This is a genomic window from Nocardioides sp. Bht2, from assembly GCF_047308515.1.
In the GTDB taxonomy this organism is placed as follows: domain Bacteria; phylum Actinomycetota; class Actinomycetes; order Propionibacteriales; family Nocardioidaceae; genus Nocardioides.
The window spans coordinates 25,322-45,495 of sequence record NZ_JBLBWI010000025.1; the positions used below are offsets into that span (position 1 = coordinate 25,322).

At 69.2% G+C, this 20,174-nt stretch carries 18 protein-coding genes; 10 read left to right on the forward strand and 8 right to left on the reverse strand.

Annotation, left to right across the window (positions count from 1 at the left end):
• Window positions 1-15 precede the first annotated feature (15 nt).
• The 6 genes from ACLM5J_RS19960 to ACLM5J_RS19985 all read left to right on the forward strand — a co-directional run bounded on the left by ACLM5J_RS19960 (window position 16) and on the right by ACLM5J_RS19985 (window position 5,442).
• Entirely contained in the window at window positions 16-972 is a 957-nt protein-coding gene (locus ACLM5J_RS19960) for an ABC transporter ATP-binding protein (RefSeq protein WP_413658429.1), read from the forward strand.
• Entirely contained in the window at window positions 965-1,858 is an 894-nt protein-coding gene (locus ACLM5J_RS19965; RefSeq protein ID WP_413658430.1) for an ABC transporter permease, read from the forward strand. The genes ACLM5J_RS19960 and ACLM5J_RS19965 overlap by 8 nt, the downstream gene beginning before the upstream one ends.
• Window positions 1,858-2,772, forward strand: coding sequence for an ABC transporter ATP-binding protein (locus ACLM5J_RS19970; protein WP_413658431.1), 915 nt, complete (start codon window positions 1,858-1,860; stop codon window positions 2,770-2,772). The genes ACLM5J_RS19965 and ACLM5J_RS19970 overlap by 1 nt, the downstream gene beginning before the upstream one ends.
• Window positions 2,769-3,479, forward strand: a complete 711-nt coding sequence (locus ACLM5J_RS19975) for an ABC transporter permease (RefSeq protein ID WP_413658432.1) — start codon at window positions 2,769-2,771, stop codon at window positions 3,477-3,479. The genes ACLM5J_RS19970 and ACLM5J_RS19975 overlap by 4 nt, the downstream gene beginning before the upstream one ends.
• 93 nt (window positions 3,480-3,572) lie before the next feature.
• Window positions 3,573-4,079: a SigE family RNA polymerase sigma factor gene (locus ACLM5J_RS19980; RefSeq protein ID WP_413658433.1), complete on the forward strand. Its 507-nt coding sequence runs from the start codon at window positions 3,573-3,575 to the stop codon at window positions 4,077-4,079.
• Entirely contained in the window at window positions 4,072-5,442 is a 1,371-nt protein-coding gene (locus ACLM5J_RS19985; RefSeq protein ID WP_413658434.1) for a hypothetical protein, read from the forward strand. The genes ACLM5J_RS19980 and ACLM5J_RS19985 overlap by 8 nt, the downstream gene beginning before the upstream one ends.
• A gap of 69 nt (window positions 5,443-5,511) precedes the next feature.
• Here ACLM5J_RS19985 and sucD read toward each other — a convergent pair whose 3' ends face one another.
• Both sucD and sucC read right to left on the reverse strand, forming a co-directional pair.
• Window positions 5,512-6,393 carry a succinate--CoA ligase subunit alpha gene (gene sucD, locus ACLM5J_RS19990; protein ID WP_413658435.1) on the reverse strand — a complete coding sequence of 294 codons (882 nt, stop codon included), beginning with the start codon at window positions 6,391-6,393 and terminating at the stop codon, window positions 5,512-5,514.
• Window positions 6,394-6,410: 17 nt separating this feature from the next.
• Window positions 6,411-7,577 carry an ADP-forming succinate--CoA ligase subunit beta gene (gene sucC / locus ACLM5J_RS19995; RefSeq protein ID WP_413658436.1) on the reverse strand — a complete coding sequence of 389 codons (1,167 nt, stop codon included), beginning with the start codon at window positions 7,575-7,577 and terminating at the stop codon, window positions 6,411-6,413.
• 297 nt (window positions 7,578-7,874) lie between these two features.
• On the opposite strand from sucC, the gene ACLM5J_RS20000 reads away from it, so the two are divergent.
• Entirely contained in the window at window positions 7,875-8,750 is an 876-nt protein-coding gene (locus tag ACLM5J_RS20000; protein ID WP_413658437.1) for a M23 family metallopeptidase, read from the forward strand.
• Between the two features lie 110 nt (window positions 8,751-8,860).
• Here ACLM5J_RS20000 and pcrA read toward each other — a convergent pair whose 3' ends face one another.
• Window positions 8,861-11,317, reverse strand: a complete 2,457-nt coding sequence (gene pcrA / locus ACLM5J_RS20005) for a DNA helicase PcrA (RefSeq protein ID WP_413658438.1) — start codon at window positions 11,315-11,317, stop codon at window positions 8,861-8,863.
• 13 nt (window positions 11,318-11,330) lie between these two features.
• Complete coding sequence (locus ACLM5J_RS20010; RefSeq protein WP_413658439.1) at window positions 11,331-12,506, reverse strand: GAF domain-containing protein; 1,176 nt, start codon at window positions 12,504-12,506, stop codon at window positions 11,331-11,333.
• A gap of 113 nt (window positions 12,507-12,619) precedes the next feature.
• Here ACLM5J_RS20010 and ACLM5J_RS20015 point away from each other — a divergent pair, with 113 nt between their 5' ends.
• A complete protein-coding gene (locus tag ACLM5J_RS20015; protein ID WP_413658440.1) occupies window positions 12,620-14,467 on the forward strand; it encodes an NAD(P)/FAD-dependent oxidoreductase in 1,848 nt (615 codons plus the stop codon).
• Window positions 14,468-14,547: 80 nt separating this feature from the next.
• Here ACLM5J_RS20015 and ACLM5J_RS20020 read toward each other — a convergent pair whose 3' ends face one another.
• The 3 genes from ACLM5J_RS20020 to ACLM5J_RS20030 all read right to left on the reverse strand — a co-directional run bounded on the left by ACLM5J_RS20020 (window position 14,548) and on the right by ACLM5J_RS20030 (window position 16,990).
• Window positions 14,548-14,904: a hypothetical protein gene (locus ACLM5J_RS20020; protein WP_413658441.1), complete on the reverse strand. Its 357-nt coding sequence runs from the start codon at window positions 14,902-14,904 to the stop codon at window positions 14,548-14,550.
• Between the two features lie 131 nt (window positions 14,905-15,035).
• Window positions 15,036-15,677 carry a LuxR C-terminal-related transcriptional regulator gene (locus ACLM5J_RS20025; protein WP_413658442.1) on the reverse strand — a complete coding sequence of 214 codons (642 nt, stop codon included), beginning with the start codon at window positions 15,675-15,677 and terminating at the stop codon, window positions 15,036-15,038.
• Window positions 15,674-16,990 (reverse strand): PspC domain-containing protein, encoded by a 1,317-nt coding sequence (locus ACLM5J_RS20030; RefSeq protein WP_413658443.1) that lies wholly within the window; start codon window positions 16,988-16,990, stop codon window positions 15,674-15,676. Before ACLM5J_RS20030 ends, ACLM5J_RS20025 begins: the two co-directional genes overlap by 4 nt.
• Window positions 16,991-17,135: 145 nt before the next feature.
• On the opposite strand from ACLM5J_RS20030, the gene ACLM5J_RS20035 reads away from it, so the two are divergent.
• Together ACLM5J_RS20035 and ACLM5J_RS20040 are read left to right on the forward strand one after the other, a co-directional pair.
• On the forward strand, window positions 17,136-18,539 hold the full coding sequence (locus tag ACLM5J_RS20035; RefSeq protein WP_413658444.1) for a PspC domain-containing protein: 1,404 nt from the start codon (window positions 17,136-17,138) through the stop codon (window positions 18,537-18,539).
• Window positions 18,536-18,994 carry a hypothetical protein gene (locus tag ACLM5J_RS20040; RefSeq protein WP_413658445.1) on the forward strand — a complete coding sequence of 153 codons (459 nt, stop codon included), beginning with the start codon at window positions 18,536-18,538 and terminating at the stop codon, window positions 18,992-18,994. The genes ACLM5J_RS20035 and ACLM5J_RS20040 overlap by 4 nt, the downstream gene beginning before the upstream one ends.
• A 101-nt stretch (window positions 18,995-19,095) precedes the next feature.
• On the opposite strand, the gene ACLM5J_RS20045 is transcribed toward ACLM5J_RS20040, so the two are convergent.
• Window positions 19,096-20,174 (reverse strand): HNH endonuclease signature motif containing protein (locus ACLM5J_RS20045; RefSeq protein WP_413658446.1); only part of this gene is annotated, 1,079 nt, incomplete at its 5' end.

Genomic DNA, 20,174 nt, shown 5'->3' on the forward strand with positions numbered 1-20,174 from the left:
GTGTAGGTTGACGGCGTGAGCGCGGAGACGGCGTCAACCTCGATGATCGACCCGGTGATCAGCACGGCTGGTCTCACCATGGACTACGGGCGCGTGGTCGCCCTGCACGAGCTCAGCCTGGAGATCGGCGGCGGCGTGACCGGCTTGGTCGGCGCCAACGGTGCCGGCAAGTCGACGCTGATCAAGATCCTGCTGGGCCTCCAGGAGCCGAGCGCGGGAAGCGCCCGGGTGCTGGGCCACGACGTCGCCACCGCCTCGGACGAGATCCGGCGCGTCGTCGGCTACATGCCCGAACACGACTGCCTGCCGCCCGATGTGAACGCCAGCGAGTTCGTGGTCCATCTGGCCCGGATGTCCGGGCTGCCTGCGGCCGCTGCGCGGGAGCGGGCCGCCGACATCCTGCGTCTGGTCGGCCTCGACGAGGAGCGGTACCGCCTGTTGGGCGGCTACTCGACAGGCATGAAGCAGCGCGCCAAGCTCGCCCAGGCGTTGGTGCACGACCCGTCGCTGGTCTTCCTCGACGAGCCGACCAACGGCCTCGACCCGGCGTCGCGGCTGGAGATGCTGACCCTGGTCCGCCGGATCGGCACCGACTTCGGTATCCCGGTCCTGGTCACCTCCCACCTGCTGGGAGAGCTGGAGAAGATCAGCGACTACGTGGTGATCCTCGACGGCGGCCATCTGCTCCGCTCCTCGGCCACCAGTCAGTTCCTCGACGCCACCGGCGCCCTGCTGGTCGAGGTGCTGGGCGGCGATGTGGAGCGTGACCAGCTCGGCAACGCGCTCGCCGAGGCCGGTCTCACCTGCCGCCCACGGGGCGCGATGGTCACCATCGACCCGGCACCCGACGGGCTCGACGTGCACCGGCTGGTCCGCGACACGGTCGCCGATCTCGGTCTGGCGCTGGTCCGGGTCCAGGCCGATCAGGGCCACTTGGAGGACGTCTTCACCGAGGGGGCGCACCATGTCTGAACGTCAGCCACCGCCCCGCGCGGCCGGAGTCATCCACGACATCGGCTACCGTTGCTACTCCGGTCCCCGCGAGTCGAACGCCAAGATCGCTCTCTCGCTCTACCTGACCGGCCTGCGGCACGCCTTCGGGATCGGCCGCTCCGGGCGCTCCAAGGTGCTGCCGATCGTGCTCGGGGCCTTCACCCTGCTGCCGGCGGTGATCCTGATCGGCGTCCTCGCCGTGACCGGAGCCAGTGAGGCGTTGGTCAGCTACGCCGACTACACCAACCAGGTGCAGGTGCTGATCAGCATCTTCGCCGCCGCCCAGGCCCCGGTGCTCTTCTCCCGCGATCTGCGCTCCCGCTCGATCGTGCTGTACCTGGCCCGGCCGCTCAGCCCCGCCGTGTTGGCAGTGGTCCGGTGGGCATCGTTGGCCACCGCCTGTCTGATCTTCATCCTGATCCCGCAACTGCTGCTGCTCGGCGGCGGCCTGATCGCCGACCTCGACGTCAGCCACGAGCTCAGCCAGTTCCTCAAGTCGGTACCGCTCACGTTCCTGCTCGCGGTGATGCTAGCCGGCATCACCGGTCTGATCGCGAGCTACGCGCTACGCCGCGGCTTCGCGGTGGTCGGCTCGATCCTGGCGCTGGTGGTACTCAGCTCCGGCGTCTCGATCGTCCAGGCGATCGCCGACGAGACCGGTTCGCGCCGGGTCGGCGAGTTCGCCGGCCTCTTCTCGCCGTGGTCGCTGGTCAACGGCCTGGCCAGTGCGATGGACGCCGGCGTCCGGGTGATCACCCCGCCGCACGGTGCGCCGATGGTCGCCCTCTACCTGATCGCGATCGCAGCGGTCGTGCTCGGCACCCTGACACTGTTGGTGGTCCGCTTCCGGAAGGCAGGTCGCTGATGAGTGAGTTGGTGCTCGACAAGGTCTCGCGTTGGTTCGGCAACGTGGTCGCGGTCAACGACGTGACGATGACCATCGGCCCCGGCGTCACCGGACTGCTCGGACCCAACGGTGCCGGCAAGACCACCCTGATGGCGATGATGTCCGGCTTCCTGGCGCCGTCGGCGGGCACGGTGACACTGGACGGCGTGCCGGTATGGCGCAACACCGAGATCTACCGGCTTCTCGGTCTGGTCCCGGAGCGGGAGATCAGCTTCGGCTACCTCACCGGTCGCCAGTTCGTGCGGGCGAACGCCGAACTGCACCGGCTGCCCGACGTCGCCGCAGCCACCGATCGGGCGCTCGCCCGGGTCGAGATGACCGAGCCTGCCGAACGCCGCATCGACACCTACTCCAAGGGCATGCGGCAGCGGATCAAGATCGCCGCCGCCCTCGTCCACGAGCCCCGGGTGATGCTGCTCGACGAGCCGTTCAACGGCGTCGATCCTCGCCAACGGATGCAGCTGATGGACCTCCTCCACCGCCTCGGCGACGCCGGCAACACGATCGTCTTCAGCTCGCACATCCTCGAGGAGGTCGAGCGGCTCGCCCGGCACATCGAGGTCGTCGTCTCGGGCCGCCATGCCGCCTCGGGCGACTTCGGCGCGATCCGTCGGCTGATGACCGATCGGCCGGTGCGCTACTTCCTGCGCTCCAGCGACAGTCGGGCGCTGGCCCGGGTGCTGGTCGCCCAGTCGGCGGTGCAGGCGGTCCGGTTCTCCGGCGACGACGGCATCGACGTCGAGGTCTCCGATCTCGGCGCCTTCGCCCACGGCCTGCCGCAGTGGGCACGCCACGACGACATCGCACTCTGGGAGGTCTCGCCCAGCGACGAATCCCTGGAGAGCGTCTTCTCCTACCTGGTGGCCCGATGAACGCGACCATCGCCCGGCTGGCCCTGCAGGCCCTGATCGGGAGCCGCCGGTTCTGGCTACTGCTGATCTTCCCGATCGGTCTGGCCGCGCTCGTGGTGCTGATCCGCGTCCTGACCGACGACCAGGTCGCCGCGTGGGAGACCCTCGACGGGATGGGACCGTCACTGGTCCTGCCCCTGCTGGCGCTGATCGCGGCGAGTTCGGTGATGGGCCCGGAGGTCGACGACGGCTCGATCGTCTACCTGCTGGCCAAACCGATCTCGCGGCACAGTGTGGCACTCAGCAAGTACCTGGTCGCCGTCGCCGCCGTCCTCACTGTGGGCACCTTGCCGATCCTGCTCGTCGGCATCGTGGTCCGTACCGACGAACCCTCGATGTCGGTGGCGTTGTGGGTGAGCACGGTGGTCAGCGGGATCGTCTACACCGCGCTGTTCCTGGCGCTGAGCACGCTGAGTCGGCATGCGGTGGTCTTCGGGCTGCTCTACATCCTGATCTGGGAAGGCACACTCGGCAGCATCTTCTCCGGGATCGCCACCCTCAGCGTCGCCCAGTGGGGCCAGCGGGTGGGCCAAGAACTCGACTCCGCGATCAGCAACAGCGACCTCGCTCTGTGGTGGGCCCTGCTCGCCTCGGTCGCCGCCACCGTCGGGGCGGTCTGGTTCGCCGGTGACCGGCTCCGCTCCTTCTCCTTCCAGGGCGACGAGTAACAGCCGGAGTCTCCTGAAGGATTCTCGCGCGTCGACGCAACCGGACTGCTCCCCCGCGCGTCTCCCCGTCGAGATGAGTTCAAGGAGGTGGGGATGACCGAGGAAGAGTTCGATGCGTTCTACAACGCATCCTTCAGTCGGCTGACCGGCCAGCTCCACGCGATGATCGGGAATCGCGACGAGGCCCAGGAGTGCGTCCAGGAGGCGTTCATCCGGGCCTGGAGCCGGCGTAAGCAATTCGGGGAGGTCACGCATCCGGACGCCTGGATCAGAACCACCGCCTACCGCCTGGCGGTCAGCCGGTGGCGGAGGGTGAAGCTGGCCCGTCGGGCACCCGACCGCGCGTTGCAGCACGGCGACGACGCCGCCGGGCCCGATGTGAACCGGGTAGCCCTGATCGCGGCCTTGAAACAGCTTCCGGAGAGCCAGCGCCGCGCGCTTGTGCTGCATCACCTCTGCGACCTCTCGGTGCAGCAGGTCGCCGACGAGACCGGGGTACCACCCGGCACCGTCAAGGCCCGCCTGCATCGCGGCCGCACCGCCTTGGCGGCACTTCTCGACGCCGACGCCGGACCCACCCAAGGAGCAGCTCATGTCTGATCCGATCCGCGAACTGGAGAACTTCGCGACCCCGCCCGTCCCCCACCTCGACGCCACCGAGGTACGTCGCCGTGGCGATCAGCGCCGTCGCCGCCGTCAGCTGGGTGGCGCGGTGGCGGTAGCCGCTGCGGTGGCGGTGATCGCCTCGACCGGTGCGGTCCTGGCCACCGGCGGCAAGGACGACGCCGTCGCTCCCCCGGCAACCCGGCCCCCGCAGCAGCTCACCGCCATCCCGGACGACTTCCCCCTCGACGTCGGCCTCACCGCGGCGAAGGTCACCGACGCCGCAGGGCTGTCGGACCTCGACTACTGCGGGACGACGCCACTTGCGGGGTTGCCGCACAGCGATGTGCGCACCGCCGCGGTCCAGGACAGCACCGTCACCAGCACCCGGACCCTCTACCTGCTCGACGACGCGAAGGCGGCGGACACTGCTCGCGCCGCGATCGTGGCTGCCGCCTCCGACTGCACCGGCGGTGACCCGAAGGACTCCGGCACGGTGAGGGTCCAGCCGTCCGGCGACGACGCGACCTGGAGCACGGTCACCGAGGTGTTCCCGGCGCGCCCAGGCACCGTCGCCAGCACCGAGGTGGTCCATGCGGTGACCGCGGGCAACGCGCTCCTGGTCACCAGCTCGTTCTCCGCGAACGCGCCTGGTGGCCCGGGCACGCCGGAGCTGGCCGTCACCACGCGGGACGCCCTGGCCGAGCTGGTCAACAAGATGTCGCTCTTCGTCACCCTGCGCGAGGCCGCGGATCTGCAGCGGCCCTACAAGCTCGAAGAGCCGCCCGCTTCGGCCGAAGTCGGCCAGGGCGACATCGGCGATCTGGATCTGACCCGCGGCTTCACCGACCTCTCCGGCGACGGCGGCGAGCAGGTGGGGCCTGCGGCCGATCTGGAGGGGGTCGACCAGATGTTGGCCTGTGGCCGGCCGCTGCTCAGCCAGGAACACCTGCCGACCGGGCGACTGCTGGCAAGCAACAGCGGACCGGAGTTCTTCGAACTGCGCCAGGTGATCGCCTACCGCGATGCTGAGGCGGCGAAGGAGACCTTCGAGGCTCTCTTCCGGGTGGTCAGCGACTGCCCCAACGAGACGATCAACGTCGAGGGATCGGTCACCTCCGAGCGCACCTGGCAGGTCTTCGGCTCCGGCAACCCGGAGAGCCTGGTCTTCTCCGAGACGCCGACCGAAGGGCTGGGCGGCTCGCTCTTCCGGGTCAGCCGGTTCGGGCGCTCGCTGCTGGTGATGATGCAGGGCGGCGAGTGGAGTACCGACACCGTCGGTGGCGGCCTGATCGGCCTCGACCGGTCCGGCGACCTCGTCGCCCCGCTGCTCTGTGCGTTCACCGAGCAGGGGTGCTGAGCGGCCCTGGACCGAGAACGCAACAGCCCCCGACCAGTTGGCCGGGGGCTGTTGTGGTGATCAGTCAGATCAGAGGTTCTTCATGATCTCGCGCATGAGCTCAGCGGTCTCGGACGGCGTCTTGCCGACCTTGACACCGGCGGCCTCGAGGGCCTCCTTCTTCGCCTGCGCGGTGCCCGAGGAGCCGGAGACGATGGCGCCGGCGTGGCCCATGGTCTTGCCCTCCGGGGCGGTGAAGCCAGCGACGTAGCCGACGACCGGCTTGGTCACGTGCTCGGCGATGTAAGCGGCAGCGCGCTCCTCGGCGTCGCCGCCGATCTCGCCGATCATCACGATCGCCTTGGTCTCCGGGTCGTTCTCGAAGGCCTCGAGAGCGTCGATGTGCGTGGTGCCGATGATCGGGTCTCCACCGATGCCGATGGCGGTGGTGAAGCCGAAGTCACGCAGCTCGTACATCATCTGGTAGGTCAGGGTGCCCGACTTCGAGACCAGACCGATGGGGCCCTTGCCCGCGATGGTGTGCGGGGTGATGCCGGCCAGCGACTCCTCCGGCGAGATGATGCCGGGGCAGTTCGGGCCGATCATCCGGGTCTTCTTGCCGTCGAGGTACGCGAAGACCTCGGCGGTGTCCTGGACCGGGACGCCCTCGGTGATGACCACCAGGAGCGGGATCTCGGCGTCGATGGCCTCGAGGCAGGCGGCCTTGGTGAAGGCCGGCGGCACGAAGGCGACCGAGACGTTGGCGCCGGTGGCGGCCATGGCCTCTTCGACGGTGCCGAAGACCGGGAGCTCCTTGCCGTTGAGCTCAACGGTGGTGCCGGCCTTGCGGGCGTTCACGCCACCCACGATGTTGGCGTCGGCCTGGAGCATCAGGTTGGTGTGCTTGGAGCCCATCCCACCGGTGATGCCCTGGACGATGATCTTGGAGTCCTTGTTCAGGTAAATCGTCATTTCAAAGTCTCCTAGATTCAGGCGTTCGCCAGCTCAGCGGCCTTGTCGGCCGCGCCATCCATCGTGTCGACCTGCGTCACCAGCGGGTGGTTCAGGGCGTTGAGGATCGCACGACCCTCTTCGACGTTGTTGCCGTCGAGACGGACGACCAGCGGCTTGGTGGCCTTGTCACCGAGGAGCTCGAGAGCGCCCTTGATGCCGTTGGCGACCTCGTCGCATGCGGTGATGCCACCGAAGACGTTGACGAACACGGACTTGACCTGCTCGTCGTTCAGGATCACGTCGAGACCGTTCGCCATCACCTCGGCGTTGGCGCCGCCGCCGATGTCGAGGAAGTTGGCCGGCTTCACGCCGCCGTGGTTCTCACCGGCGTACGCGACGACGTCCAGGGTCGACATGACCAGACCGGCACCGTTACCGATGATGCCGACGGCACCGTCGAGCTTGACGTAGTTCAGGCCGAGCGCCTTGGCCTTCGCCTCGAGCGGGTCGGCCTCCTCGCTGATCTCGAACTGCTCGTGGTCGGGGTGGCGGACCTCGGAGGCGTTCTCGTCGAGCGAGACCTTGCCGTCGAGTGCCTCGAGCTTGTCGCCAGCGAGGCGGGCCAGCGGGTTGACCTCCACCAGGGTGGCGTCTTCCTCGACGTAGACCTTCCAGAGCTTCTGGACCATCTCGATGGCCTGGTCGCGCAGCTCGGCCGGGAACTTGGCCTCGTCGACGATCGCGGCAGCCTTCTCCGGGGTCACACCCTCAAGGGCGTTGATCGGGATCTGGCGGACAGCCTCGGGGTTGGTCTTGGCGACCTCCTCGATCTCCACACCACCCTCGACCGAAGCGATGCACAGGTGCGAGCGGTTGGCGCGGTCCAGCAGGAAGGAGAAGTAGTACTCCTCCACCGGCGGGGTGGCCGGGGTGACCAGGACGCGGTTAACCGTCAGGCCCTTGATCTCCATGCCCAGGATGTTGGACGCGTACTCGAACGCCTCATCGGCGGTCTTGGCGATCTTGACGCCACCCGCCTTGCCACGGCCACCGGCCTTGACCTGAGCCTTGACGACAGTGACGCCGCCGATCTGCTCGGCAGCTGCCTTGGCTTCCTCGGCGGTCTCAACAACCACGCCGAGCGTGGTCGCAACGCCGTGCTTGGCAAAGAGTTCCTTTGCCTGGTACTCCATCAGGTCCACGTGTCTGATTCCTTCGATTGCTGTTCGCTACGGCCGAGTGGCATCCCAGCCGCGGGAAATCCTCTCGCACCTTAGTCCGCCCTTAGCTGCAGGAACTAATGCGGGGGTGACTCTGCGGGACTAGACCGCCGAGAGGCTGGTCACGCGTGAGGCACCGACACACCCGACGTTTTCGCCCAATTCCCCCACTTTTGGGGATGAGCTCCTCCACAATCGTGGGACGCAGATTTCTAAGGCCTTCGGGGGTCCGTTACAGTCTGTGAGGCTTACGACCACCGAACACAGGGATTTTTCTGCATGGGCAACCATCGAGCACCTCGTCGCGGCACTCGGTCCGCAGTGGCGGGGACGACGGCTCCAGCGCAGGAGACCCCTTACGTAGGCGGGAAGCGCCGGGCAGCGAAGCCCGAGTCCACCCGCTCCCCGATCCTCAAGGCGATGCCCTCCCCGGCCGTTCTGGTCGGTGTCGCAGCGCTCGCCGTCTCCGCCACCGGAGCGATCACCGTCAGCCAGGCTGACGTCGCCGGTAGCGCCGCAGCCAACACCCCGATCCAGCTCCAGGCCAGCGCACTCTCCGGCCAGAGCGCCATCTCGGCCAGCACCTCGCGGGCCCAGCGCACCGAGGCGATCTCCCGCGACTCGCGGCGCGACGCTCTCGAGGACGCCACCACCCAGGAGCTCGAAGCCGCCGCCGAGGCCGCCGCCGAGCAGCGCAACGCCGAGCTGGCGAAGCTCGCCGCCACCGCCGAGAAGCACCGCGACGCCGTCGAGCTCAACCTGTGGCACCTGCCGCTGGCCAGCTACCGGCTCACCGCCACCTTCGGCCAGGCTGGCGGCAACTGGTCGCGCAACCACACCGGCCTCGACTTCGCCGCCCCCACCGGTACCCCGGTGATGGCGGTCGCCAACGGCACCATCACCTCCGCGGAGTACGCGGGCGCCTACGGCAACCAGATCATCCTCACCACCGACGACGGCACCGAGCTGTGGTTCTGCCACCTCTCCGGCTACGCGGTCTCGGTCGGCGACACGGTCCGGGCCGGCGAACTGATCGGCTACGTCGGCAGCACCGGCAACAGCACCGGCCCGCACATGCACCTCGAGGTTCGCCCCGGTGCCGGTGACCCTGTCGACCCGATGGCGGCGCTGATCGCCAACGGCGTCCGCCCCTGAGCCCGACGCTCACCTAGTAACGCAAGGAGCCCCGTCCGATTCGGACGGGGCTCCTTGCATCTCAGGTACTCCAGACCGACGACGACGGCGCAGCGCCTGCCGTGGGCCTCTCAGAGCTTCTCAACGGGGGCGTAGCGGAGCAACAGCCGCTTCACACCCTCGGAGCCGAAGTCGATCGAGGCGACCGACTTCTCCGCGGCACCCTCGACGGCGACCACGGTGCCCATCCCGAAGGAGTCGTGGACGACCCGGTCGCCGGCGACCAGCGACGGGATGGCCCGCGACTTCTTGGCCTTGCTGGCGGCGTCGACCCGCGCTGCCGCGGCACCGAAGTTGCGGCGCCCGGCAGCGGTCGGCGAGCTGAAGTCGACGCGCGAATTGCCGGAGTAGTCCGAACGGTTCCAACTGGTCTGTTCGGCGGCGGTGCGGCGCCAGTCGATCAGGTCGACCGGGAGCTCGTCGAGGAACCTCGACGCCGGGTTGTGCGCCGGAGCGCCCCAGGCCGAGCGCATCACGGCACGGGACAGGTAGAGCCGCTCCCGGGCTCTGGTCAGCCCGACGTAGGCCAGGCGACGCTCCTCCTCCAACTCGGGTCGGTCGCCCAACGCACGCATGTGCGGGAAGACGCCGTCCTCCATGCCGGTGAGGAAGACCACGGGGAACTCCAGGCCCTTGGCGGTGTGCAGGGTCATCAGGGTGACCACGCCGCTGCCCGCCTCGCCGTCCGCGCCGTCCTCGGGCGCATCCGGGATCTGATCGGCGTCGGCGACCAGTGCGACCCGCTCCAGGAAGTCGGCCAGCCCCGGGGTCTCGGTACCGGCCACTGTCGCGCCCTCGTCGGCCGGGTCCGCGGACGGACCGGCCACCGGTGCGTCGGAGAACTCCCGCGCCACCGCGACGAGCTCGGCCAGGTTCTCCAGCCGGGTCTCGTCCTGCGGGTCCTCGGAGGCCTCCAGTTCGGCGAGGTAGCCACTGCGGTCCAGCACGGACTCCAGGACGACGTCAGGGCGCTCCCCGCCGGCCACCATCGACCCGAGCTCCTCGAGCATCGCCGCGAACGGCTGGATCGACTTCAGCGAACGGGTCGCCACGCCGGGGGCCTCGTCGGCGCGCTGGAGCGCCTCGAAGAAGGTGATCCGCTCGCGCTCCGCGAACGCCGCCACGCAGGCCTCGGCGCGGTCGCCGATCCCCCGCTTCGGAGTGTTCAGGATGCGTCGTAGTGAGATCTCGTCGGCGGGGTTGAGCAGTACCCGCAGGTAGGCGATCGCGTCGCGGACCTCGCGGCGCTCGTAGAACCGGGTGCCGCCGACCACCTTGTAGGGCTGGCCGGTCCGGATGAACGTCTCCTCGAAGATCCGGGACTGAGCGTTGGTCCGGTAGAAGACCGCGACGTCACCGGCACGCGCATGGCCGTCGTCGGTGAGCTTGTCGATCTCGTCGGAGATGAAGCGGGCCTCGTCGCGCTCGTCGTCCGCGACGTAGCCGACGATCTTGGCGCCGTCTCCGGCGTCCGACCAGAGCCGCTTCGCCTTGCGGCCCGCGTTGTTGCCGATCACGGCGTTGGCGGCGTTGAGGATCGTCTGGGTGGAGCGGTAGTTCTGCTCCAGCAGGATCGAGGTGGCGTTGGGGAAATCCTGCTCGAAGTCGAGGATGTTGCGGATGTTCGCGCCACGGAAGGCGTAGATCGACTGGTCGGCGTCGCCGACCACCATCAGCTCCGCCGGCGGTACACGCTCTCCGCTGGAGGCGAGGTCGGCGTGCGCATCGGCCTCCGGGTCGTCGGCGCAGAGCTGGTGGATCAACGCGTACTGGGCGTGGTTGGTGTCCTGGTACTCGTCGACCAGGACATGCCGGAAACGGCGTCGATAGGTCTCGCGGACGTCGGGAAACTGCTGGAACAGGTGGACCGTCGTCATGATCAGGTCGTCGAAGTCGAGCGCGTTGGCCTCGCGGAGCCGACGCTGGTAGTTCGCGTACGCCTGGGCGTACGCCTCCTCGAAGGCGTTCCGGGCGTCCTTGGCGGCCTCCTCGGGGTCCTTCAGCTCGTTCTTCGCGTTGGAGACCCAGTTGAGCACCGCCCGCGGCTGGTACCGCTTCGGGTCGAGGTTGAGGTCCTGGCAGACCAGGGTCATCAACCGCTTGGAGTCGGCGGCGTCGTAGATCGAGAAGCCGGACTTGTAGCCGAGCCGGTCGATCTCCTTGCGCAGGATCCGCACGCACGAGGAGTGGAAGGTGGAGACCCACATGATCCGTGCCCGCTTACCGACCAGCTCCTCGACCCGCTCCTTCATCTCGGCCGCGGCCTTGTTGGTGAAGGTGATCGCCAGGATCGAGCCGGGGTGCGCCTTGCGCTGCGAGATCAGCCAGGCGATCCGTCGGGTGAGCACGCGGGTCTTGCCCGAACCAGCACCCGCGACGACGAGCAACGGCGCCCCTTCGTGGACGACCGCGGCGCGTTGCGGATCGTTGAGGCCTTCGAGGAGATCTTCTGCCGTCAGGCGGGGCGCACCCGTGCCGGAGGAACCAGACGAGCCCGCGCCGGCGGGGATCGGAAACAGTGTGTCCATGCTGGCGCCAACCCTACGTGGCACCGCCGACACGTAGCGCGGTGACCACCGGGGCGCTGGAGGTCGGGAGCAGCTGTCCACGATCCTCGGGCAAGGTGAGCGTGACGGCGACCTGGGGTGCGATCCGGTACGGCTGCGAGAGCACCACCGAGCCGGCTGTGCGGCGCAGCCGGGAGAGCTCGGCGCGGACCGTGACCACCTTGCTGGGGTCGGCGAAGAGGTCGTCGGCAAGGTCGCGGGCGTTCCGGCCCTGGGAACCGGCCAACGCGAGCGCGAAGAGCAGCTCCGCATGACGCAACGAGAGTCGGTGCTCCCAGGCCCCGGCGTCGCCGTCGAGCCGCAGCACCGGGTCACCTCGCAGATCGAGCTCCAGGCGGGAGGCTCCTGCGCTCTCCGGCTCGGGCCGCAGCAGCCATCCGTCGGGCAGCGGGTCGGCCTGCACCATCCCCAGCACCGGCAGCCAGCAGCGCCCCGGCTCCATCCGCTCCGGAAGCAGTACCCGGTGCGGCGCGACCAGCCCCGAGGCGAGCGCCGGATGGCCGAGCCGGTCGACGACGAGCGCGGGCTCGCTGAGCCGCGAGACCAGCACCGTGGCGTGGACGCGGAGCCGGTCGAGACGCAGCCGCCGCTCCTCGCGGAGCTCCAGGGAGGCCACCCGGGCCGCCAACTCGACCAGGCCCAACTCGGCGGGGTGCAGGCCCCGGCTCGGCCCACTCACGTCGACGGCGCCGATCACCCGGCCGGTGTCGGGATCGCAGACCGGGGAGGCCGCGCAGCCCCAGCCGATGTGCGACTGGGCGAAATGCTCCGCGCCGCGGATCAGTACCGGGGCTCCGAGCACCAGGGCGGTGCCGATCGCGTTGGTCCCCACGTTCCCCTCCGACCAGGCCGAGCCGGGCACGAAGCCGAGCCGGTCGGCGCCGTCACGGACCGCGGTGCTGCCGATCCGCCACAGCACCCGCCCCTCGACGTCGCTGACCACCATCAGGTGCCCGGCCTCCAGTGCCGAGGAGAGCGCCCGGGTCATCGCCGGGACCAGCGGCGCGAGCGGGCTGGCCTCACGCCGCTGCTCGACGTCGGCACGAGGCAAGGGCGCCAGCGCCGGGGCACCGCCGCGGTCGATCCCACTGGCCTGCGCCCGGCTCCACGACGCCCGGATCTCGGCACGCGGCTCGCTCTTGACTGTCATCGTCCCAGTAGAGCGGGTGCTGGGTTGCAGCGACGTTGCAACCCCTTGCAACCCTCGCCACCCACCGGGCACCTCTTGTGTGCTGGATCACACGAACCGAGAGAGGCGGAGCGATGACCCAGACCCTGGAACCCCAGACCGAGCGCACCGGGAGTGAGGGCCCGGCCGAGGCGCCCCCGAGCCCGCAACAGCGGGTCGACGGGTGGCTGTCGGCGTTCGAGAGCGCATTGACCGACGGCGACGTCGAGCGGGCGACGTCACTCTTCGCACCGACCTGTTTCTGGCGGGACCTGGTCGCCTTCTCCTGGAACCTGACCACCGTCGAGAACCGCGACGGCGTCCGCTCGCTGCTGACCGCGACCCTGGAAGCGGCCTCCCCCAGCACCTTCCGCACCTCGGAGGAGCCCACCGAGGAGGACGGCGTCGTCACCGCCTGGATCACCTTCGAGACCGCGGTCGGCCGCGGGCGGGGTCTGCTCCGGCTGACCGACGAAGGCGCGTGGACCCTGCTCACCACCCTGTACGAACTGAAAGGGCACGAGGAGCCGCTGCGCGGCGGGCGGCCGATGGGTGCCGAGCACGGTGCCCGCAAGGACCGGACCACCTGGACCGAACGCCGCGCCGCCGAAGAGGAAGCGTTGGGCCACACCGTCCAACCCGAGGTGCTGGTGATCGGCGGTGGCCAGGGCGGGATCGCCCTGGGCGCGCGACTTCGTCAGCTCGGCGTCCCGGCTCTGGTGATCGACCGCTACGCCCGCCCCGGTGATCAGTGGCGCAGCCGGTACAAGTCGCTCTGCCTGCACGACCCGGTCTGGTACGACCACCTGCCCTACCTGAAGTTCCCCGAGAACTGGCCGGTCTTCGCGCCCAAGGACAAGGTCGCCGACTGGCTGGAGTTCTACACCAAGGTGATGGAGGTGCCGTACTGGTCGAGCACCACCGCGACCAAGGCGAGCTACGACGAGGCCAGCGGCGAGTGGAGCGTCGAGATCGACCGCGACGGCGTCGCGATGACGTTGCACCCACGCCAGTTGGTGCTCGCCACCGGGATGTCCGGGAAGCCGAACGTGCCGAACTTCCCCGGCCAGGAGCTCTTCGCCGGCGAGCAGCACCACTCCTCGCAGCACCCGGGCCCCGACGCCTACGCCGGCAAGAAGGTGGTCGTGATCGGCTCCAACAACTCGGCGTTCGACATCTGCGGCGCACTCTGGGAGCACGACGCCGACGTGACGATGGTGCAGCGCTCCTCGACCCATATCGTCAAGAGCGACAGCCTGATGGAGATCGGGCTCGGCGCGCTCTACTCGGAGGAGGCATTGGCCGCCGGCGTGACCACCGAGAAGGCAGACCTGATCTTCGCCTCGCTCCCCTACCGGATCATGCACGAGTTCCAGATCCCGCTGTATCAGCAGATGCGGGAACGCGACCAGGAGTTCTACGACCGGATGGAGCGGGCCGGCTTCGACCTGGACTGGGGCGACGACGGTTCGGGGCTCTTCCTGAAGTACCTGCGTCGCGGCTCCGGCTACTACATCGACGTAGGTGCCGCGGAGCTGGTGGCCGACGGCGAGGTCAAGCTCGCCAAGGGCGAGGTCGACCACCTCACCGAGCGCACCGTGGTGCTCGCCGACGGCACCGAACTGGAAGCGGACCTGGTCGTCTACGCCACGGGCTACGGCTCGATGAACGGCTGGGCGGCCGACCTGATCAGCCAGGAGGTCGCCGACCGGGTGGGGAAGGTCTGGGGACTCGGATCGGAGACCACCAAGGACCCCGGTCCCTGGGAGGGCGAGCAGCGCAACATGTGGAAGCCCACCCAACAGCCGGGGCTCTGGTTCCACGGCGGCAATCTGCACCAGTCGCGGCACTACTCGCTCTACCTGGCGCTTCAGCTCAAGGCACGCTACGAGGGCATCCCCACCCCGGTGCACGACCTGGCGCCGGTGCACCACCTGTCCTGACCCCGGGCCAACGCCGAAGGGCGGCCCCGCTGACGCGGGACCGCCCTTCGGGCGTGCTCAAGCTGGGCTCAGGCCAGGACTCAGACGTGGGCGGAGGACCAGAAGACAGCCACCGCGACGTTGGCCACCGAGAGGCCGAGGATGGTCCAGTAGAGGGCGTCGGAGATCTTGGGCTTGCGCAGGTTGGCCATCACCAGGCCGAGGACGACCAGGCCGATCAGCAGCTTGACGCCGACCTTCGCGTGGTTGACGTCGCCGTCGCCGGCTTCGAGGACACCGACCAGGGCGAGACCGGCGAGGAACGCGGTACCCGCGCCGTCCCGCATCGGGCCGTTGACGACCTTGTCGGCGGTCTTGCTCTGGGCCAGCAGTCCGCCGATCAGCGCGGCGAAGCCCAGGATGTGCACGAAGAGCAGGATGAGGCGCAGGGTTTCCATGCCCAGCATCTTACCGACAGGGTGTCAGGACCCCGGAGGTCGAGCCCGTCGAGACCCCGGAGGTCGAGCCTGTCGAGACTCCGGAGGCCGAGCCCGTCGAGACCCCGGAGGTCGAGCCTGTCGAGACCCGTTCAGAGCAGACGGCGGTCGCTGGCCCAACGGGTCAGCTCGTGACGTGAGGAGAGCTGCAGCTTGCGGAGCACCGAGGACATGTGGGTCTCGACGGTCTTCACCGAGATGAAGAGCTCCTTGGCCACCTCTTTGTAGGCGTAGCCACGGGCGATCAACCGCATCACCTCACGTTCGCGTTCGGTGAGCCGGTCCAGATCCTCATCGACAGCGGCGACGTCGATCGAACCGGCGAAGGCGTCCAGCACGAACCCGGCCAGCCTCGGCGAGAAGACGGCGTCCCCCTCCGCCACCCGGGCAACGGCGTCGACCAGTTCCGGGCCGGTGATCGTCTTGGTGACGTAGCCTCGCGCGCCGCCGCGGATGGTGCCGATCACGTCCTCGGCGGCGTCCGAGACCGAGAGCGCGAGAAAGCGGACGTCGTGGGTGCTGAGCTGTCGCATCACCTCGATACCACCGCCGCCGGGCAGGTGGACGTCGAGCAACACCACCTCGGGCCGGTGCTCGGTGATCGCAGCGACCGCGCTGGCGACGTCCTCGGCCTCACCGAGCACCTGGACCGGCGCTCCCGGCTGGGCCTGCAACTCCGCCCGGACCCCGGCCCGGAACATGGCGTGGTCATCGACGATCACAACAGTGGTCACTTCTGCTCCTCCAACGGCATCTTCAACACGACCTCGGTGCCCTCACCGGGCGTCGACCGGATCTCACCCTGGCCGCCGTGGCGTTCCATCCGTCCCACGATGCTGCCACGGACGCCGTGGCGATCCTCGGCGACGTCGTCGAGGACGAACCCGACACCGCGGTCCTTCACGTAGACCTCGACGGCCTCCGGGGTCACCTCGGCGTAGACGTCGATCTTCGGCACCCCGGCATGGCGGGCCGCGTTGGCCATCGCCTCACGGGCCGCGCCGACGACCGGAGTGGTCCGTTCGCTGAGGGGCGTGTCTCCGACGGTCACCGTCTCGACGACCACGTGGTGGGTGTCCTCCACCTCGGCGGCGACCGCGCGCAGCGCCGCAGCCAAGGTCTCCCCCTGCATGGTCTGCTCCGCGAAGAGCCAGGAACGGAGGTCGCGTTCCTGGCTGCGCGCCAAGCGACCGACCACGACCGGGTCGGCGGCGTTCTTCTGGATCAGCGCCAGGGTCTGCAACACCGAGTCGTGCAGATGCGCGGCCATGTCGGCGCGCTCCTGGCTGCGGACCCGCTCGGCGCGTTCGTCGCCAAGGTCCGAGGCCATCCGGATCAGCCAGGGCACGACGGTGAGGGCGAGCCCGATGATGCTGAGCAGACCAGCTGCCACGACGGCGCTGACGCCGCTACCGGGCCCATGGGTCAGCGCGAAGACGATGAGCGCCGCGATGATCAACAGGCCGCCGGCGATCAGGCGGGTCCACGACGCCCAGCCACCACTACCGATCAGCGCGCGGAGCGGATCGATCCGCTGGGTGGTGTCTACCCAACGGTCCCGTTGCGCCTCGTCGGCCTGGCGCCAGATCAGGGCGACGCCACCGATCCCGATCACCACCGGCCAGAAGAGGGCACCGCGCCCGAAGGCGGTCTCGGCGGCGAGCACGAACCCGACCGCGAGCGCCGCCAGCGCGATGGTCGGACCGATGTCGCCGATCCGCCGGACCGCGCTCGGTCGCTTGCCGGTGCGGGTGGCACTGGCCAGACCGGGGGCGTCGTCAGCGAACCGTTCGTCGGTGGGCAGGACCAGCCAGAGGCCCGCATAGAACGCGATCCCCAGACCGCCCAGGACGGCGGTCAGCACGAAGCCGAGCCGGACCCACAGCACCGGAACTCCCAGGTGCTGGGCCAGACCGGAGGCGACTCCGGCCAGATAGGTGTCGCTGGTGTTGCGGGTGGCACGCCGGACGTCACGAGCTGCGGAGGCACCGGCTGCGCCGGGCGCGCCGGATGCCCGACCGAGCGCTGCGGACGAAGGTGTGGTCATGATGACCTCATCGTCACATAGCCGGGAAGGCCCGAACCATGAGGAACTACCCCGAGAGACCCCTGAGCCGGATCAGGGTTCTGGGGCTCCGAATCAGGGCGCTCCCCGATGGTGCGACGCCGTCGCGACCGGAAGGCTTGGTGCCATGAACGAGACCACTCCCGGCGGCGGACCCGAGGCGCCGCACCAGCCTGCGGGCCCCGGCCCGCACGAGGGCAGTCACTACGACGGCGGCCCTCGGGTCACCGGCGAAGAGATCCGCGACCTCGGCCGGCTCCGCCGCACCGTCGACGACAAGTACGTGGCCGGCGTCGCCGGCGGCCTGGCCCGGCACCTGGACATCGATCCGGTGATCCTCCGGGTCGCCTTCGTGGTGCTGACCTTCTTCGGCGGCGCGGGCCTGATCGTCTACGGCGCCTGCTGGCTGTTGGTGCCCGAGGAGGGACGCAACGACGCCCCGATCGACCTCGATGTCCGGTCGCGCAGCATCGCGCTGATGGTGATCGGCGCGGTCGCCGGCTTGGCGATGGTCGGCGACCTCTTCGGCGAGGGCCCTGGCGGCTGGATCGCCTGGCCCCTGGTGGTGGTCGGCGCGATCGCCTGGATGATCCTGTGGCACCGCGACCGACGTCGCGCCGGTCGCACTGCGGTCCACCACGGCTTCATGCCGCCGGGCGGGTACGGGCACGGCCCTGGTCCGGTTGGACCTGGCCCGGCTGCGTCTGGGTTCGGTCCGGGCCCGGCTGGCCCTGCATACGGCCCTGGTTCTGCGCCCGGCGCTGTTCCTCCTCAGGCTCCGCCCGGTACTCCCTACCGGAGCCCGCAGGAGTGGGCACGTGACTACGCCGAATCGCAGAAGCAGGCCGCGCTGGCCAGTGCTTACGCGGGCTACCAGCAGCAGGTGCCCCCGCAGCCGCCGCCGGCTCCGGTGTACCGGGTCCGTGACCCGCGCAAGCGGGGCCCGATCCTCTTCTGGTTCACCCTGGCCCTGATGGCACTCAGCCTGGGCACCCTCGGCATCATCGATGGCGCGGGCGCCTCGGTCGCCGGCTCCGCCTACCCGGCTCTGGCGCTCGGTGTGGTCGCGGTGATGTTGCTGGTCGGCGCGTTCTTCGGCCGGGCCGGCGGATTGATCCCGATCGGTCTGATCGTCGCCCTCTGCCTGGGCGGTGCCACGGTGGCGGATCGCTTCGACGGCGACCAGATCCGGCACGCCCCGACCAGCGCCTCGGCGGTCCAGGACCGTTACGAGATGGGGATCGGCGAGATGGTGGTCGACCTGACCCAGGTCGAAGATCTCGACGGTCTGGACGGCCGGAGCATCCGGTTCGAGGGCGACCTCGGCAGCATCAAGGTGATCGTGCCCGACGGCCTGGACCTGGGCGTCGACGCCCGGGTCTCGGGCGGAGGTGAGGTCCGAGCCCTAGGCCAACAGCAGAGCGGGTGGGGCGTCAGCCTCAGCGCCAACCAGGACCGGGGCGCGGTGGCTCCTCGGATCCAGATCAACGCCGACCTCGACTTCGGCGAGATTGAAGTGGTGACACGATGAACGAGAACCCGAAGAACGACGGCTCCGACGACGCGATCGACTCGGTCGAGGAGACCGCACCGGTGACGGGGCTGCCTTATGCGCCGGCTGCTGAGGAGGTCGAGTCAGTCTCGGAACCGGTTGAGCCGGTTGAGCCGGTCGCCGAACCGCTTGGTGCAGCAGAGCCGGCCGCAGAGCCTGTCGCCGCGCCGGTCGCGGAGCCGACCACCGTGATCGAACCGGAGCCGGTCGTCACCTCGTGGCGGCACCCGGTCAACGTCGGCCATCTGGTGATGGGCGTGGCCTTCGCCGGGTTGGTGGTGGTCTGGGCGCTGATCACCAGCGACACCGTCGACAACGATGAGGTGCGTTGGCTGATGCCGGTGCCGTGGGTGGCTGCCGGTGCTCTTGGCCTGGTGGCGACCACCTGGTCGAACCTCCGGGCTCGCAAGGCCCGCGAGCTGCGGGTGTCGTAGGTCGACTCACGCAGCATCGAGCACACCGCTTCCTCCGGCGACGACATCGTCACCAGAGGGGCGGTGTGCTGTGTTGTGGAGGGCTCCGTGTTGTGGAGGGCTCAGACCAGTCGGATCGTGCCGACGGCGGTGACCAGCCAGGTTTGTCCGCGGTGGTCGGTCCACAGGTAGTTGCCGTCTTTGGTGCGCTGGTACCGCCATCGGCCATGGGTCTTGGCCAGATGGTGACGTCTACCGAGCGGGGCCAGGTTCTCGGGCGTGGTTTGGCCCGGTGGACCCGTGTCGTCGTAGGCGGTGATGTGGTCAAGATCCGCATCTGCTGAAGACCGGGTGCAGTGCGGGAAGACGCAGTACGGATCGCGTTGACGGACCTGTTCGGCCATCCAAGCGGGTGGGTCATGCCGGTCCACGGCACCCGTGCGGTTCAGGTCGATCACCGGGGTGATGGTGGCGATGGAGCCGTGGCGCTTGAGCCAATCGGTGAGTTGCTCGACCAGCACGGGGCCGAGCTTGTCGGCGTCCGCGATCGCGAGGTCGTCAGTACCGAACAGGTCGGCGAGCGTGGTGTGCACGAAGATCCGCAGCCCGCGTCGCGGTGGTCGAGCTTGTCGAGACCCCCGGTCGTCGTCGCGGGGTTGATCTCGACAAGCTCGATCAACGGAACCCCGGTGGTCGAGCTTGTCGAGACCCCCGTCGGGCCGGGCGTCTTCCCGGTGGTCGAGCTTGTCGAGACCCCCGTCGGCCCGGGCATCTTTCCGGTGGTCGAGCTTGTCGAGACCCTCGTCGGACTGGGCGTCTTTCCGGTGGTCGAGCTTGTCGAGACCCTCGTCGGGCCGGGCGTCTTTCCGGTGGTCGAGCTTGTCGAGACCCTCGTCGGGCCGGGCGTCTTTCCGGTGGTCGAGCTTGTCGAGACCTCCGAAGTCGAGGGTGTCCTGCGCCTCCGCGATCGAGCCGAGCGCCTTGGCCTTCCGTTGCCCGAGCGTGTCCACGTCGCCTGCGCGGCGTAGCTTTTCGGCTTCTTCGCAGACCAGGTCGTGGAACCTTGCCAGGTCCAGCGAGTCGCCCACCACATCGAGGGTGGAGGTGCCGGAGGCGGTGCCTTCAGGGCCGTGCTTGTGGGTCAGGGTGACGTCCCAGTCGGCCCTGGAGAGGGCCCGGTCTTGTCGCGGACCAACTCGGG

What these genes read in the sequence shown, in the direction of transcription:
- ACLM5J_RS19965 (WP_413658430.1), top strand. Translation starts at nt 965, where the DNA reads ATGTCTGAACGTCAGCCACCGCCCCGCGCGGCCGGAGTCATCCACGAC.
- ACLM5J_RS19970 (WP_413658431.1), top strand. Translation starts at nt 1,858, where the DNA reads ATGAGTGAGTTGGTGCTCGACAAGGTCTCGCGTTGGTTCGGCAACGTG.
- ACLM5J_RS19975 (WP_413658432.1), top strand. Translation starts at nt 2,769, where the DNA reads ATGAACGCGACCATCGCCCGGCTGGCCCTGCAGGCCCTGATCGGGAGC.
- ACLM5J_RS19980 (WP_413658433.1), top strand. Translation starts at nt 3,573, where the DNA reads ATGACCGAGGAAGAGTTCGATGCGTTCTACAACGCATCCTTCAGTCGG.
- ACLM5J_RS19985 (WP_413658434.1), top strand. Translation starts at nt 4,072, where the DNA reads ATGTCTGATCCGATCCGCGAACTGGAGAACTTCGCGACCCCGCCCGTC.
- sucD (WP_413658435.1), bottom strand. Translation starts at nt 6,393, where the DNA reads ATGACGATTTACCTGAACAAGGACTCCAAGATCATCGTCCAGGGCATC.
- ACLM5J_RS20000 (WP_413658437.1), top strand. Translation starts at nt 7,875, where the DNA reads ATGGGCAACCATCGAGCACCTCGTCGCGGCACTCGGTCCGCAGTGGCG.
- pcrA (WP_413658438.1), bottom strand. Translation starts at nt 11,317, where the DNA reads ATGGACACACTGTTTCCGATCCCCGCCGGCGCGGGCTCGTCTGGTTCC.
- ACLM5J_RS20010 (WP_413658439.1), bottom strand. Translation starts at nt 12,506, where the DNA reads ATGACAGTCAAGAGCGAGCCGCGTGCCGAGATCCGGGCGTCGTGGAGC.
- ACLM5J_RS20015 (WP_413658440.1), top strand. Translation starts at nt 12,620, where the DNA reads ATGACCCAGACCCTGGAACCCCAGACCGAGCGCACCGGGAGTGAGGGC.
- ACLM5J_RS20020 (WP_413658441.1), bottom strand. Translation starts at nt 14,904, where the DNA reads ATGGAAACCCTGCGCCTCATCCTGCTCTTCGTGCACATCCTGGGCTTC.
- ACLM5J_RS20030 (WP_413658443.1), bottom strand. Translation starts at nt 16,990, where the DNA reads ATGACCACACCTTCGTCCGCAGCGCTCGGTCGGGCATCCGGCGCGCCC.
- ACLM5J_RS20035 (WP_413658444.1), top strand. Translation starts at nt 17,136, where the DNA reads ATGAACGAGACCACTCCCGGCGGCGGACCCGAGGCGCCGCACCAGCCT.
- ACLM5J_RS20040 (WP_413658445.1), top strand. Translation starts at nt 18,536, where the DNA reads ATGAACGAGAACCCGAAGAACGACGGCTCCGACGACGCGATCGACTCG.